Genomic DNA, 14,311 nt, shown 5'->3' on the forward strand with positions numbered 1-14,311 from the left:
ACCCCGGGGTCCGGTCCGCGTCAACCTGCTCCTGCTCGTCTGCGCGGACGACGAAGGGCCCCGCCAGCACGGCGGGGCCCTTCGTGACGTGCGGGGAGGGTCAGCGACGACGCAGCTCGTCGCGGATCTCCATGAGGATGGAGGCCTCCTCGGAGGGAGCATCGGTCTCCTCCACGCCGGCCTTGCGACGGGCGGCGATGGCGTTCATCGGGGCGACGACCATGAAGTAGATGGCCGCGGCGATGATCAGGAAGCTGATGAGGGCCGTGAGGAACGCGCCGACCGGGACGCCGCCCGGGTTGAAGGAGTTGAAGTTGGGCTGGCCGCCCAGCTTGCCGATGAGGTTCATCAGGATCGCGACGAAGCTGTCGATGACCTTGCCGAAGGCGGCACCGATGACGACGGCGACCGCGAGGTCGACGACGTTGCCGCGCATGAGGAAGTCCTTGAAGCCCTTGAGCATGACTGTTCTCTCTCTGTCCTGGGGAGATGTGGAGCGAGCCCGCTCAGGGGCTCGGGCGGCGACTGCGCCGCATGCCCCACCGTATGACGCTGAGTTACACGAGGACGATACTTAATCGTTCCGCGGTCCCCAAAAAGTTGACGCGAAGTGCTTACTGGGAACCCGCCGTGAGCATCAGGTGAAGGGGCTCGTCCTCGGGCCCGGCTCCGTGGCCTGCGTGCAGAGCCCTGGACTGAGATGCATTGAGGGACACCAGGACCGTGCGTCCGGAGGCGCCGGCGGCGCCTCCCGGCAGCCCCACCCCGGCGGACTCACCCACCGGGGTCTGCAGCACCACGGCGGCGGGGGCGACGAGGCGGGCACCGGCCCACACCTGGACCCGGTCGCCCGCGCGCACGAGGTCCGCCACCACGGGCTCGACGGAGGGCACGGCGAGCGCCACGGACCCCTCGGGCAGGCCCGCGAGCCGGGCGGCTCCGGTCACCGCACGGGGCGTCAGCGGGTCGCCGGTGGCCACTGGCCCGGCCAGGCGGCGCCCCACGAGGGCCTCGGCGTCCGGCCAGGTGGTGGGGGCGTCCGACCCGGGCCACCGACGGATGACGAGGTCCTCCGCGTCGAGCACGTGCCCCGCGGGCAGGTCGCGGGCGGCGCTCACCACGCGCGTGCCTGCTGGAGGAGGGGCCGGGAACGCCAGGCGCAGCGCCCCGGTCACGGCGAGCCCCAGACAGAGGGCGGCCAGGACGCGGCGGGCGAGGCGCACGTGCCAGGACACACGGCGGCTGCGCAGGCGTGCGCGCCACGACCGGCGTAGCGGTGCGGGGCGCCCGGCTCGGTCGCCACGGCGGGGGAGGGCAGTCATGCCGCGAGGCTAAGGAGCGGACCTGCGACGCGGGAGGGCTCGGCGGCCGCCTGTGGACAGAGCGAACCACGACGCGACGAGCTGTGGACGACACGCCGCGACCGGCGCGTCCTCGGGCGCGCGAGGGGTGGGCCGGCGACATACGAGCCGGTCGGCGCCCTCGACGGTCAGCTGGCGGCGGCCGAGCTGGTCGAGGTGCTGGAGCTGCTGGACGAGGTCCCGGACCCGCTCGCGGACCCGTTGGAGCCGGACGAGGCGCTGGTGCCGGAGGTGCTCGAGGAGGACTCGCTCGGGGAGGCCGAGGTGCTCTTGGTCGCCTTGGCGTCCTTGCCGCGCGAGTCCGTGCGGTAGAAGCCGGAGCCCTTGAAGACGACGCCGACGCTGTTGTAGACCTTGCGCAGCAGCCCCTCGCAGCGCGGGCACACGGTGAGCGCGTCGTCGCTGAACGACTGCACGATGTCGAAGGCCTCGCCGCAGTCGGCGCAGCGGTAGGAGTAGGTGGGCACGGTGCCTCCGGAAGGAACGAGCGGGTGAGGGACGCCGGCGGCCGAGGCCGACCTGGGCGTTCGACCGCTCAGTCTAGCGAGCCGTCGCGCCGTCGCTGACCGCGTTCGCGGACCGTGCGGGACACGGGCGGGCGCTTCCCCGGCTCGAGCCAACCGGCCAGGCGGCCCTGCTGGGACACCGCGTGGAGCCGCTCCTCGGCCGCGTCCCGCAGCTCCGAGGGCACCACGACCATCAGCGAGTCACCTCGCCGCAGCACGGTCGAGCGCTCGGGCACGAACGACCGCTGGCCGCGCAGCACGAGGGCGACGTTGGCGCCCTTGGGCAGGCGCAGCTCGTAGACCTCGACCCCGGCCATGCGGGACTCCTCGCCGATCTGCACCTCGACCACCTCGGTGTTGAGTCGTTCGAGCGGGGTGGACTCCAGCTGCAGGTCCATCGTCGCGCCCGCGTCGATGACGCCGAGCCGCCGGGCGACATACGGCATGGTCGGCCCCTGCACGATGGTGAAGATCACGACGAGCATGAACACGAGGTCGAACAACCAGGCGAGCGACGACGCGCCGCTGGTCTCTGGGACCGTGGCGAGGACGACGGGGACGGCGCCGCGCAGCCCCGCCCACGACAGGAAGGCCTGCTCGCGCCACCCGATCCCGAACGGCGTGGCGGAGACCACCACCGACAGCGGCCGGGCGACCAGGAGCAGCACCAACCCCATCACGACCGCCGGGACGATCCACCGGCCGAGCTCGGAGGGGGAGGCCAGCAGGCCCAGCAGGACGAACAGGCCGATCTGGGCCAGCCAGCCCATCGCGGTGGCGAAACCCCTGGTGGCGGCCTTGTGCGGCAGGGAGCTGTTGCCGACGACGAGCGCGGCGACGTAGACGGCGAGGAAGCCGCTGCCGTGGGCATAGGTCGCGACGCAGTAGGCCATCGTCGGCACCGCCATCACGCCGATCGAGAACAGCGCGGACGAGGTGTCGGCGTAGCGGCGCAACAGCTTGGTCCCGAGCCAGCCCACTGCGATGCCGAGCAGCGCGCCCACGACCAGCTCGTAGACCGCGAGCCCGGCGAGGAAGAGGGGACCGGCGTCGGAGTCCCCGGCGGCGACGGAGGCCAGGGCGGTGACCAGGATCACGACCGGGGCGTCGTTGAAGCCGGACTCCGCCTCGAGCAGGCTGGTCAGCCTGCGGGGGAGGGGCACGCTGCGCAGCACGGAGAAGACGGCGGCGGCGTCCGTGGAGCTGAGCACCGCGCCGACCAGCAGGGCCGACACCCAGTCGAGGTGGAGCACGAACCTCGCAGCGACGCCGACCACGCCGACGGACACGATCACGCCGACGGTCGAGAGCAGAGCGGCCGGGGCCACCGAGGGTCTGATGTGCCTCCACGAGGTCGACAGCCCGCCCTCGGCGAGGATCAGCACGAGCGCGATGTAGCCGAGGGCCTGCGTCAGCCGGCCACCGTCGAACTGGATGCCGAGCCCGGACTCCCCGAGCCCGACCCCGATGAGGAGGTACAGCAGCAGCGAGGGCAGGCCCGACCGGGTGCTGATGCGGACCGCCACCACGGCGAGCAGGAGGACGGCGGACCCGAGCAGGAGGACGGAGCGCAGGTCCTCGATCCCGAAGTCCGCGCCGGTGTCCATGGGGCCCATCCTCTCGTATGCCGCACCCGCCCCCGCGTCGTCCGCCGGCCTGTCGGTGCCGTGGCCTAGTCTCGCTCACGTGTCCCGCGCCGCTCTGATCGCCCGACGGACGACCGTCTCGGTCGTCGTCCTGCTCCTCGTGGCCGCCCTCATCGTCGCCGGCGTGGTCTACGGCGCCGTGCGCAGGACCGACCCGAGCGTCACGGGCACCGCGCGGTTGGCGGGGCTGTCGGGCGAGGTGGACGTGCGGCGGGACGCCCAAGGCGTGGCCCACGTCTACGCCGACACCCCCGAGGACCTGTTCCGGGCGCAGGGCTACGTCGCGGCCCAGGACCGGTTCTTCGAGATGGACCTGCGCCGCCACGCGACGGCGGGCAGGCTCGCCGAGCTCGTCGGCGAGGCCGGCGTGGCGTCCGACACGAGCGTCCGCACCATGGGCTGGCGCCGCGTCGCCGAGCAGGAGCTGCCGACCCTCTCGGCCGACACCCGGCGCTACCTCGCGGCGTATGCCGACGGGGTCAACGCCTACCTGGACGCGACCGGCGACGCCACCCGGGTCGCCCCGGAGTACCTCATGCTCGGCGTGCGCTTCCCCGGCTACCGCATCGAGCCGTGGGGGCCGGTCGACTCGCTGGCCTGGCTCAAGGCGATGGCCTGGGACCTGCACGGCAACTACGCCGACGAGCTCGCCCGCGCCCGGCTCATGGCGCAGGGTCGCTCGCTCGACGAGGTCCGTGAGCTCTATCCCCGCTATGACGCCAGGGCCCAGCCGCCGATCCTGTCCGCGTCCGCGTGGTCTCCCTCGGGCGTGCGGGGCGGCCGGTCCAAGGCGCCGGCCGCCGGCATACGACCCCAGCCCGACCAGGACGGCCAGGCGGCCCTCGCCCGGGCCGCGCGGGCCGTCTCCGCGGTCGCGCCCCTGGTCGGGCGCGGCGAGGGCGTCGGCTCCAACTCGTGGGTGGTCGGGCCGTCCCGGTCCTCGACCGGCAAGCCCCTGCTGGCCAACGACCCGCACCTCGCGCTCGGCCAGCCGGGCGTCTGGCACCAGACCGCGCTGCACTGCCGCACGGTGTCCCAGGCGTGCCCCTACGACGTGAGCGGCTTCGCGTTCGCGGGCTTCCCCGGCGTGGTGATCGGGCACAACCAGCGCATCGCGTGGGGCTTCACCAACCTCGACCCCGACGTGAGCGACTTCTACCTCGAGCGGGTCAAGGGCAGCACCGTGCTCAGGGACGGGACCTACCAGCCGCTGACCACCCGCACCGAGGTGATCCGCGTGGCCGGCGGCACCGACCGCACCATCACCGTCCGGTCGAGCACGCACGGCCCGCTGCTGTCGGACGTGGACGCCGCGGTCAGGGACGCCGCCACCGCTCCCACGTCGGGCACCTCAGGCGCGGCCACCGCGCCGGCCGAGGGGGAGTCCCTGGCGATCGCGCTGAGATGGACCGGGCTGGACGTCACCCAGACCGCGGACGCGATCTTCCGGATGAACCGCGCGACGTCCTTCGAGAGCTTCCGCGCCGCCCTGTCGTCCTTCGCGGCCCCCTCGCAGAACGCCGTGTACGCCGACGTCGACGGGCACATCGGCTACCAGGCACCGGGCCGCGTCCCGGTCCGGCGGTCCGGGTCGGCCGGGACCCCACCCGGCTACCTGCCAGCACCCGGCTGGGACTCGCGCTACGACTGGACCGGCTACGTCCCCTTCGAGCAGCTGCCGCACACCCTGGACCCCGCCGAGGGCTTCCTGGTGACCGCCAACCAGGCCGTCACGGCGGCGACGACCCCCTTCCTGACGACGGACTGGACGCACGGCTGGCGCTCGACCCGCATCCGTCAGCTCCTCACCGCCCATCCCACGGTGACGCCGGAGCGCATGCGCGAGATCCAGGGCGACGTCAGCGACGGCTTCCAGCCCGTCCTCACCGCGGCCCTGCGGGGCGTGGACCTGAGCGGCGACGCCTTCACCCGCGAGGGGCAGGCCACCCTGGAGGGCTGGGACGGGCGGTTCGTCACGGGGGACAACCCGTCGTCGCGCGCGGCGGCCTACTGGACGGCGGCGTGGTCCGCCCTGCTGCACCGGACCTTCGACGACGACCTGCCGGTGGGCCTGCGCCCCGACGGCGGGTCACGCTGGCCGGCGGTCGTCCAGCAGCTGCTCGCCGACCCGCGCTCCCCGTGGTGGGACAACCAAAAGACGCTGCGCATCGAGACCCGCGACGACATCCTGCGTCAGGCGCAGGTCGACGCCCGGCTCGAGCTCACCCGGCTGACCGGCAAGGACGTCAAGGCCTGGGACTACGGGCGGCTGCACACGCTGACCCTGCGCCACCCGCTCAGCGCCGCGGCGCCGGGGATGCTGCGCTCCCTGCTGGACCGCGGCCCGGAGCCGGCGCCCGGGAGCCCGCTCGCGCCCAACGCCCTCGGCTACGACCTCCAGGTGGGCTACGCCGCCGACTGGGGGCCGTCCATGCGCATGGTGGTCGACCTCGCCGATCTTGACGCGAGCACCTGGGTCCAGAGCACCGGCGTGTCCGGGCACCCGACCAGCGAGCACTACGACGACCAGACGGGACGCTGGCTGCGCAACGAGTCGTTCGCGTGGCCGTTCAGCCGGGGGGCGGTCGAGGATGCCACGCGCGAGCAGCTCACGCTCGCGCCCCGCGACGACGGCTGAGCCCCGCCGCGCGCTCAGCGGTCGAGCCAGGTGATCCCGTCCGCGGTCACCACCGCGTCGACCCGCTGGTCGTGCTGCGCCGCCGGCAGGGCGTCGTCGAGGAGCTCCTGGGGGTGCAGGAGGGTCACCACGCAGATGCCCTCGCGACGCCGGGGCAGCGCTCGGTCGTAGCACCCGCCGCCCTGTCCGAGCCGCACCCCGCGCCGGTCCACCGCCGTGCCCGGCGTGAGCACGAGGTCGGCCTGGTCGATGGCCTCCAGCCCCAGCCGCGCGGACTCGTCCCGCTCGTCGCTGCCGAGCGGCCGCCAGTCCAGGTCGAGCCCCGGCAGCGTGACCGGCACCAGCACCCGGTAGCCCGCCTCGGCCAGCGCCGCGTTGAGCGGACCGGTGCCCGGCTCGGTCGGCCAGGACTCGTACGACGTCACCGTCCCACCCGGCCCCACCCGGTCCGCAACGATCCGCAGGACGTGGTCCGCCAGGGCCTGCGCCTCGCGCTCGGCGCGCGGGGTGTCGGCATACCGCTGCTTGCGGTGGGCCCAGAGGCGAGCCCGTAGGGCGCGCTTGGCGTCGGCGGGGGTCGGGGCGGGGGTGTCCATGCAGCGATTCTGTCAGCCACGCCCCGGTCAGCGGGAGGACTCGATCGGTCTCGTGCCACCATGGGCCGACCGGCCCACCCCGAGGAGGACCCGTGTCCATCCGGACCCGTCTGGCGATCGTGCTCGCCGCCGTGGTCCTGCCGGTCCTGCTCGTGGCCGGGCTGGTGGCCGGAGTCCTGCTGCCCCGTGCGCTCGTGGACGGCCAGCGACGCGACGTCGACCGCGCCACGGTGGCCGTCGCCACCGCCATGGCGTCCGAGTGCTGGGCGCTGGGCGACCGGGCCGAGGTCATCGCACTGTCGGTCGCCAACGGGCGCCCGCCGGCCGCCGTCCTCGCGGAGGAGACCCGGGGCGGCCTGGGGGCGGAGCGCGGCTACGCGGTCGTGCTGCGCGGCGGCGAGGTGCTGGCGGCCTCCGGGTCCGCGCCCCGACCCACGCCGACCACCCTGCCGACCACCCGCTGCTCGACCGTGACCAGACCCGCCGGGCCGCACCTCGCCGAGCGGGTCGACCTGAGCACCACGCAGGGCACCCTGACCGTCCTCGTGGTCGAGCCCCTCACCGCCGGTCGGCTCGACGCGCTCGCCCGGCAGGCCGCCGCCTCGGACGTGCGCACGATCCTGCAGTGCGCGGGCGGGGTCGAGGTGCACCCGAGCTCGGACCGCGGCCAGGGGTCCGTCGCGCAGACCGCCGCGGCAGGGCCCGGTCGCCCCTGCGCCGTCCAGGGCTCGGCTCCCGATCCTGTGGGCGGCCCGCGCGCGTGGGTGCCCCTCCTGCTGATCCTGGTCGTGCTGGCGGCTGCGGTCGGGCTGCTCCGGTGGCTGGCCCGGGAGCTCACCGCCCCGCTGCTCGCCCTCACCGAGGGCACCCGTCGCATCGCCGACGGTGACCTGACGGTGCGCCTGCCGGAGGGCCGCGACGACGAGGTCGGCGAGCTGTCGCGGGAGTTCAACGCCATGGCGGTGGAGCTGGACCAGCGCATGGCCGAGCTGACGTCGAGCCGGGCGACCTTGCAGGACACCGTCCGGCGGATCGCCGCCACCCTGCAGCGCACCCACGACCTCGACGGTCTCCTCGCAGCGCTGTGCGCGCTGGCCGAGACGACGACCGGGTCCGCCTGCGCCGTCGTCTGGATGCGCGAGGGCAGCGGCCTGCGCGCCCGGGTCGTCCACCCCATCGGGACCCGCCGTCCCGGCACCGGGCGGATCCGCGCGGCCGAGAGCGTGGTCGGAGAGGTGGTCAGCGACCGCCGCGTCGTCCTGCTCGACGACGCGAGCGGCGAGCCCGGCGCCGTCCTGAGGGGGCGGCTGTGCGCCGCGCCCCTCGTCTCCGGAGACGACGTCATCGGGGCGCTGGTCGTCGAGCGGGCGGCCGACGCGACGGCATACGACGACACCACCGGGGAGCTGCTCGACCTCGTGGCCGGACCGGCCGGGGTCGCCATCGACAACGCGATCCTGCACCGTCGCGCCCAGCGCCAGTCCGTCACCGACCCGCTGACCGGCGTCGGCAACCTGCGCATGCTCACGACCACGCTGGGTCGCGAGGTGGAGCGGGCGCGCTCGTTCGGACGGCAGGTGTCCCTGCTGATCCTGGACATCGACCGGTTCCGCCGGATCAACGACGAGCACGGCCACTCCGTGGGCGACGGCGTGCTGGCCGCGCTCGCCGCTCGCCTCGTCGAGCTGGTCCCGCCGGTGGACGTCGTCGCGCGCTACGGCGGGGAGGAGATGGCCGTCGTCTGCCCCGAGCGCGGCGAGCAGGAGTGCCTGGCGCTCGCTCAGCGGATCGTGGCCGACCTGCGAGAACGTCCGCTGCAGGTCGGCGACCGCGAGGTCCCCATCACCTGCAGCATCGGGATCGCCACCTGGCCGCAGGACGCTGCGACGGCGCCCGAGCTCGTGTCGGCGGCCGACGCCGCCATGAACGCCGCCAAGCGCGCCGGGCGTGACGGGACGGTCGCGGCCGGGCATGTCGGACCCGTCGACTAGTCTCCGAAGCATGTCCGAACCCCGGCTGATGCCCGTCGACGAGCACCTGCGCATCCTCCTCGAGGCCTGCGCCACCGTGCCCCGCCGCACGTCCCCGGTGCCGGTGGCCGAGGCGCACGGCTGCGTGCTGGCCCAGGACGTGCGCAGCGCCGTCGACGTCCCGGCGTTCGCCAACTCGGCGATGGACGGGTATGCCGTCCGGGCCGCCGAGCTCGCGGGTGCGGGCGACCGCCCCGTGGTCCTGCCCGTCGCCGGCGACATCCCCGCGGGCCGCACCGACCGGGTCACCCTCGAGCCGGGCACCACGCTGCGCATCATGACCGGTGCCGCCCTGCCCGACGGGGCCGACGCGGTGGTGCCCGTCGAGCTGACGGACGGCGGCACGCAGCGGGTGACCCTGCGTCAGGAGCCGCTGGCCGGAGCCCACGTCCGACCTGCCGGCGACGACCTGTCCCGCGACGAGCTCGCACTCACGGCAGGGACCTTCGTCGACGCGCGGGTGCTCGCGCTGCTCGTCTCCCTCGGGCACCCGCGGGTCGAGGTCGTCCTGCCGCCCCGCGTCGCCGTCCTGTCCACCGGCGACGAGCTGGTCGAGCCGGGCGGCGCCGCCGGGCACGGCACGGTCGTCGACAGCAACGGCCCGATGCTGGTCGCCGTCCTGCGCGAGCACGGCTTCACAGCCGAGCGGGTGCGGGCGGTCGCCGACGACGAGCAGGGCTTCCGCGCGCGGCTGGACGAGGTCCTGCTGACCCACGACGCGGTCATCACCACGGGCGGGGTGTCCGCGGGCGCCTACGACACGGTCAAGGCCGTGCTCGCCCGTGACGGCGAGGTCGAGTTCCGGGGCATCGCGATGCAGCCGGGCAAGCCGCAGGGCTTCGGCCTGGTGCGGGCGGGCGACGGGCGACGCGTGCCCGTCTTCACCCTCCCCGGCAACCCCGTCAGCGCGATGGTGTCCTACCAGGTCTTCGTGGCCCCGGCGCTGCGCCTGCTCGCGGGCCGCCCGGCCGAGGGGCTCGCAGGCCTGGAGGCGGTGGCGGACGACGGGTGGCGCACGTCGGCCGGTCGCACGCAGCTGGCCCGGGTCCGGCTGCGCCGCGAGGACGACGGGCTGCACGCCACCCTCGCCGGTGGTCAGGGCTCGCACGTGCTCGGCGCCCTCGCCCACGCCGATGCCCTGGCCGTCGTGCCCGCCGAGGTCGACGAGGTCCTCCCCGGCGCGCGCCTCACCTGCCTGCTGCTGCGCCCCCTCCCCGGCAAGGAGTCCCTCGCATGACCACCGACCCCACGCCCGAGGCGCCCCGACTGACGCACGTGCGTGCCGACGGCAGCGCCCACATGGTCGACGTCTCCGCCAAGGCCGTCACGGCCCGCTCGGCCACCGCCCGCGGCCGGGTCCTGCTCGCGGCGCCGGCGGTCGCGGCGCTGCGGGACGGCACCGTGCCCAAGGGCGATGCGCTGGCCGTGGCCCGCATCGCCGGCATCCAGGCGGTCAAGCGCACCCCCGACCTGGTCCCGCTCGCGCACCCCATCGCCGTGCACGGGGTCGAGCTGGACCTCGAGGTCACCGACGACGGGGTCGAGCTCGCGGCGACCGTCCGCACCGCCGACCGCACCGGCATCGAGATGGAGGCGCTCACCGCGGTCACCGTCGGCGCCCTGGCCCTGATCGACATGGTCAAGGCGGTCGACAAGCACGCCCGCATCACCGACGTCCGCGTCACCGCCAAGTCGGGCGGCCGGTCCGGGGACTGGTCCGAGTGAGCGCGCCCGAGCCGCGGCGCGCCGTCGTCGTGACAGCGTCCACGCGCGCCGCTGCCGGCACCTACGCCGACCGCACCGGACCCGTCATCGTCGAGGCCCTGCGCGCGTGGGGTCTGGACACCCCGGACCCGGTGGTCGTCCCTGACGGTGACCCCGTGGGGGACGCCATACGGACCGCCGTCGACGACGGGGTCGACCTCGTCGTCACGACCGGCGGGACCGGCCTGTCGCCCACCGACCGCACCCCTGAGGTGACCCGGGCGCTGGTCGACCGCGAGGTGCCCGGCCTCGCCGAGGCCATCCGCGGCGCCGGTCTGTCGCAGGGCGTCGCCACCGCCTCCCTGTCCCGCGGCATCGCCGGGCTCGCCGGCGCCACCCTGGTCGTCAACCTCCCGGGCTCGCGCGGTGGCGTCGCCGACGGGCTCGAAGTGCTGGAGCAGGTCGTGACGCACGCCCTCGACCAGGTCCGCGGGGGCGACCACTGATGGCCGCGTGGCCGGTGCGGCTCGAGGCGACCCTGCCGGACGGGGGAGCTCTCGTGCTGCGCGGCCTGCGCCGCCGCGACCGCACGCAGTGGCTCGAGCTGCGTCGCACCAGCTGGGACTGGCTCAAGGAGTGGGAGCCGACCTTCCCGCACGCGGGCCAGCAGCCCAAACCCTTCCCCGAGTACATCCGCCACCAGGCCCGCGAGGCGCGCGCCGGTCGGCAGCTGCCCTTCGCCGTCGAGGTCGACGGTCGGCTCTGCGGCGCGGTCAACCTGTCCCAGATCATGGAGGGCGCGCTGTGGGGCGCCACGGCGGGCTACTGGTGCGCCCCCACCCACGCCGGCCGGGGCATCGTTCCCCTGGCCCTGGCCACGGCGTGCGACTACGCCGTGGGCGAGCGGGGCCTGCACCGCATCGAGGTCAACATCCGCCCCGACAACACCAAGTCGCTCGCCGTCGTCCGCAAGCTAGACTTCCGCGACGAGGGGCTGCGCGAGCGCTATCTCCACATCGACGGCGCCTGGCGCGACCACCGGACCTTCGCGCTGACGACCGAGGACCTCGGCGGTGGCACCTTCGCGGACCGGCTCACGAGGGCATGATCCAGGGCAATCCGCCGACACACCCGTGCGGTTGAGCGTCCATCACCCGCGCCCCCTCTAACGTCGGGGACGTGCAGCCCTCCAGCCTCGTCTTCGTCGTCGTGATCGGTCTGTGGGCTGCCTACCTGACCCAGTCGTGGATGCGTCGTCGGGAGCACCTGCAGACCGCGCGATCCATCGAGCGGTACGCCGAGGCCCTGCGGGTGCTCGAGCGGCGCCCGGTCCTCGCCGAGCCCACCACCCCCCGGTCGTATGCCGTCAGCCCGCTGCGGGCCGGCGCCACCGCCACCGCGCCCGCCGGCGCGACGCGTGCCACGCCCATGACCGAGGAGGCGGGGGCGGGCCGACGCGCCCGCAGCCTGCGGGGCGCCTCCCTCGGGATCGCGGTGACCGCGCTGATCGCGCTCGTCGTGGTGACCGTTCTGCGCCTGGTCCCCGTCTGGACCCCGGCCGTCGGCCTGGCGCTCGTCACAGCCGACCTGGCGTGGCTGCGCCACACGGCCCGGCCTCGTCAGCCGCGCCTCGAGCTGCACCGCACCACCTCGAGCGCCGGGAGGACCGACGTCGCCGCCCCCGTCGAGCCCGCAGCTCCGGGCGCGTCCACCGCCCCGACCACGTCCCCGGTCTCCACCGCTGACGCGCTGGTCGTGGTGGACACCGCCGAGCCCGCCGTGGCCCGCGTGGGTGACATCCGCGTCGATGACCCCTTCGACGTGCGCCAGTTCGACACCGTCGACGAGGCGCCCGCACCGGTCGAGGTCGTCCTCGAGCCGCTCGAGCCCGGGCAGTGGCGTCCGACCCCTGTGCCGCCTCCGACCTACACCATGAAGCCCGCCGCCCCCCGGGCTGCCCCGGCCCCGCTGCCGGTGGACGACGACGTCTTTGCCCCCATCGAGGTCGAGGACGAGTTCCTCGACGCCGCAGTGCCGTTGCGCAGCGCCGTGGGCGGGTGAGGATTGGGCCGACGTGCCGCCTCGGTGGTACAGTCGGTCCTCGCCAGGGGCTGTGGCGCAGTTGGTAGCGCGTCTCGTTCGCAATGAGAAGGCCAGGGGTTCGAATCCCCTCAGCTCCACGTAAGACGAGAAAATCAAAACTGCCCCGCCTGATGGCGGGGCAGTTTTGTCTTTGCGGTGACTCTGGCCAGTGCACGGAGTGACTGGCTGTCATCATCAAGTCATGGCAAGTGAAGCGTTCAGGGCTCGTGATCTGTCCGGCTCGACCTTCCGTGACGTCAGTCTCAGAGATGCAGTTATGCGGGGTGTTGACGTCGACGGCCTCGAGATCGACGCGCCGTGGCTGCTGGAGGAGCCGGGTCGGCTCATCGTGAACGGCGTGGATGTGGCGCCGCTGATCGACGGCGAACTTGACCGCAAGTTCCCCGGCCGCGCCCTCCGTCGTGCGTCGAGCGCTGACGGTTTGCGCGACGCTTGGGCCGCAGTTGAGCAGGCATGGCAGTCGGCGGTCCGTCGTGTAGAGGCCATGCCATCGGGCTCGATGGATGAACAGGTCGGTGAGGAGTGGTCATTCGCTCAGACGGTGCGGCACCTTGTTATGGCGACTGATACGTGGCTCCGCAAGGCGGTGCTGGGAGTTGAACAGCCCTACCACCCTGTTGGTCTGCCTGACACCAGCTTCGTTGAAGACGGTGGCGGCACCGCCGTCTTCCGCGTGACGCATCCTGACTGGGCAGAGGTACTGCAGGCTCGTGGCAGCCGGATGCGCATGGTCCGTGAGTTCCTGGAAACCGTCACCGACGATGACTTGTCGGCCACCCGACCCAATCCGCATGCCCCCGAGCACCAGGAAACTGTGCTGTCGTGCGTGCGAACAGTCCTTGAAGAAGAGTGGGAACACCTGCGGTATGCAACCCGTGACCTCGACGCCCTCGACGAGCGTGCGCTTGGAGGAAGGACCCGCCTGGGGTCGGCTTCGCGGCAGCGTTGTTCCTAGGTCAGACGATCTGCAGGTTGAGCACTCGAGCTGACTCCTTCAAGCCTTCGTCGAATGTGGCGATGCGGGCCGAGGTCTGCTCGGCTGTCAACAATACGCAACAGTCGGGCATCTTCGACCGAGTGGTCGCGCGAAGCCGCGCCAGTCGGGTGGCGGCGTCATCCGGCAGGGAAGTCGTGGCGACGTCGAGAGCCCGAAGGTCGGCCAGCATTTGCCGATCACGGTTCTCGCGCGCGGCCCTGACGAGCACTTCCGCCAAGTTGATCGGACCGATGGTCATCGGCTCTGAGGCGTGGATCGTGAACAGTGCCTCGGCTGCAGCGTGGTGCGCGTCATTGGCATCGAACAGCGCGATGAGCACGCCCGAGTCTAGGGCGATCACTCGGGCCACTCCGCGCGCAGATCGTCGAGGTAGCCCGGCTCGTAGAGGCCGGTGTAGGAGCCGCTGATCCGCTTCAGGGCGGCCAGTCGGTTGTCCTGACGCTCTGCGGCGCTCGGGTCGATGCTCTTGTGCCCTTCCTCGATCAGGCGACGCAGCAGCCGAGCAGGCTTGTCTCGGTCGGCAGGCCATCGCAATGCAGCAGCGCGCAGTGCTTCAGAGACTTCGGCCGTCTCGGTCACGGGGTGGCGACGCTTGGTGGTCGGCATACCGCGAGTGTAACACTGATGAGAAGTGTCACATCTTGAACTGGAAGTGGTCAGTGAGCCCTGAGTGCCCGCAACGCGGGGGAAGTTTCGACAGGCATCCCGCAAGGTCCACCGCACGCACAAG

Annotated in this window: 15 protein-coding genes and 1 tRNA gene; 9 read left to right on the forward strand and 7 right to left on the reverse strand. The window is 73.3% G+C overall.

Annotation, left to right across the window (positions count from 1 at the left end; all coding sequences use genetic code 11):
* Window positions 1-100 precede the first annotated feature (100 nt).
* The 4 genes from mscL to ACF3NS_RS07390 all read right to left on the reverse strand — a co-directional run bounded on the left by mscL (window position 101) and on the right by ACF3NS_RS07390 (window position 3,474).
* Window positions 101-463, reverse strand: coding sequence for a large conductance mechanosensitive channel protein MscL (mscL, locus tag ACF3NS_RS07375; RefSeq protein ID WP_019284302.1), 363 nt, complete (start codon window positions 461-463; stop codon window positions 101-103).
* A gap of 151 nt (window positions 464-614) precedes the next feature.
* On the reverse strand, window positions 615-1,322 hold the full coding sequence (locus tag ACF3NS_RS07380; protein WP_392468925.1) for an SAF domain-containing protein: 708 nt from the start codon (window positions 1,320-1,322) through the stop codon (window positions 615-617).
* Window positions 1,323-1,489: 167 nt separating this feature from the next.
* Window positions 1,490-1,828 (reverse strand): FmdB family zinc ribbon protein, encoded by a 339-nt coding sequence (locus ACF3NS_RS07385; RefSeq protein ID WP_392468927.1) that lies wholly within the window; start codon window positions 1,826-1,828, stop codon window positions 1,490-1,492.
* Window positions 1,829-1,896: 68 nt separating this feature from the next.
* The gene (locus ACF3NS_RS07390) at window positions 1,897-3,474 is read right to left on the reverse strand and encodes a potassium/proton antiporter (RefSeq protein ID WP_392468929.1); all 1,578 of its coding nucleotides are present in this window, start codon (window positions 3,472-3,474) and stop codon (window positions 1,897-1,899) included.
* 79 nt (window positions 3,475-3,553) lie between these two features.
* On the opposite strand from ACF3NS_RS07390, the gene ACF3NS_RS07395 reads away from it, so the two are divergent.
* Window positions 3,554-6,151 (forward strand): penicillin acylase family protein, encoded by a 2,598-nt coding sequence (locus tag ACF3NS_RS07395; protein WP_392468932.1) that lies wholly within the window; start codon window positions 3,554-3,556, stop codon window positions 6,149-6,151.
* 14 nt (window positions 6,152-6,165) lie between these two features.
* Here ACF3NS_RS07395 and ACF3NS_RS07400 read toward each other — a convergent pair whose 3' ends face one another.
* Window positions 6,166-6,747 carry a 5-formyltetrahydrofolate cyclo-ligase gene (locus tag ACF3NS_RS07400; protein WP_392468933.1) on the reverse strand — a complete coding sequence of 194 codons (582 nt, stop codon included), beginning with the start codon at window positions 6,745-6,747 and terminating at the stop codon, window positions 6,166-6,168.
* A 92-nt stretch (window positions 6,748-6,839) separates the two neighbouring features.
* Here ACF3NS_RS07400 and ACF3NS_RS07405 point away from each other — a divergent pair, with 92 nt between their 5' ends.
* The 8 genes from ACF3NS_RS07405 to ACF3NS_RS07440 all read left to right on the forward strand — a co-directional run bounded on the left by ACF3NS_RS07405 (window position 6,840) and on the right by ACF3NS_RS07440 (window position 13,539).
* Window positions 6,840-8,738, forward strand: coding sequence for a diguanylate cyclase (locus ACF3NS_RS07405; RefSeq protein WP_392468935.1), 1,899 nt, complete (start codon window positions 6,840-6,842; stop codon window positions 8,736-8,738).
* Window positions 8,739-8,748: 10 nt separating this feature from the next.
* Window positions 8,749-10,014, forward strand: a complete 1,266-nt coding sequence (gene glp / locus ACF3NS_RS07410; RefSeq protein ID WP_392468937.1) for a gephyrin-like molybdotransferase Glp — start codon at window positions 8,749-8,751, stop codon at window positions 10,012-10,014.
* Window positions 10,011-10,502, forward strand: a complete 492-nt coding sequence (gene moaC / locus ACF3NS_RS07415; RefSeq protein WP_288798426.1) for a cyclic pyranopterin monophosphate synthase MoaC — start codon at window positions 10,011-10,013, stop codon at window positions 10,500-10,502. The genes glp and moaC overlap by 4 nt, the downstream gene beginning before the upstream one ends.
* A complete protein-coding gene (locus ACF3NS_RS07420) occupies window positions 10,499-10,987 on the forward strand; it encodes a molybdenum cofactor biosynthesis protein B (protein ID WP_392468938.1) in 489 nt (162 codons plus the stop codon). The genes moaC and ACF3NS_RS07420 overlap by 4 nt, the downstream gene beginning before the upstream one ends.
* A complete protein-coding gene (locus ACF3NS_RS07425) occupies window positions 10,987-11,589 on the forward strand; it encodes a GNAT family N-acetyltransferase (RefSeq protein ID WP_392468940.1) in 603 nt (200 codons plus the stop codon). Before ACF3NS_RS07420 ends, ACF3NS_RS07425 begins: the two co-directional genes overlap by 1 nt.
* Before the next feature lie 71 nt (window positions 11,590-11,660).
* A complete protein-coding gene (locus ACF3NS_RS07430) occupies window positions 11,661-12,542 on the forward strand; it encodes a hypothetical protein (protein WP_392468942.1) in 882 nt (293 codons plus the stop codon).
* 46 nt (window positions 12,543-12,588) lie between these two features.
* A tRNA-Ala gene (locus ACF3NS_RS07435) sits at window positions 12,589-12,661 on the forward strand.
* A 104-nt stretch (window positions 12,662-12,765) separates the two neighbouring features.
* On the forward strand, window positions 12,766-13,539 hold the full coding sequence (locus ACF3NS_RS07440) for a DinB family protein (protein WP_289033662.1): 774 nt from the start codon (window positions 12,766-12,768) through the stop codon (window positions 13,537-13,539).
* Between the two features lies 1 nt (window position 13,540).
* On the opposite strand, the gene ACF3NS_RS07445 is transcribed toward ACF3NS_RS07440, so the two are convergent.
* Both ACF3NS_RS07445 and ACF3NS_RS07450 read right to left on the reverse strand, forming a co-directional pair.
* Entirely contained in the window at window positions 13,541-13,930 is a 390-nt protein-coding gene (locus ACF3NS_RS07445; protein WP_392468944.1) for a PIN domain-containing protein, read from the reverse strand.
* Window positions 13,918-14,187 carry a hypothetical protein gene (locus tag ACF3NS_RS07450; protein WP_392468946.1) on the reverse strand — a complete coding sequence of 90 codons (270 nt, stop codon included), beginning with the start codon at window positions 14,185-14,187 and terminating at the stop codon, window positions 13,918-13,920. The genes ACF3NS_RS07445 and ACF3NS_RS07450 overlap by 13 nt, the downstream gene beginning before the upstream one ends.
* Window positions 14,188-14,311: the final 124 nt, after the last annotated feature.

The sequence above is a fragment of the Arsenicicoccus cauae genome (assembly GCF_043162025.1).
In the GTDB taxonomy this organism is placed as follows: Bacteria; Actinomycetota; Actinomycetes; order Actinomycetales; family Dermatophilaceae; genus Arsenicicoccus; species Arsenicicoccus cauae.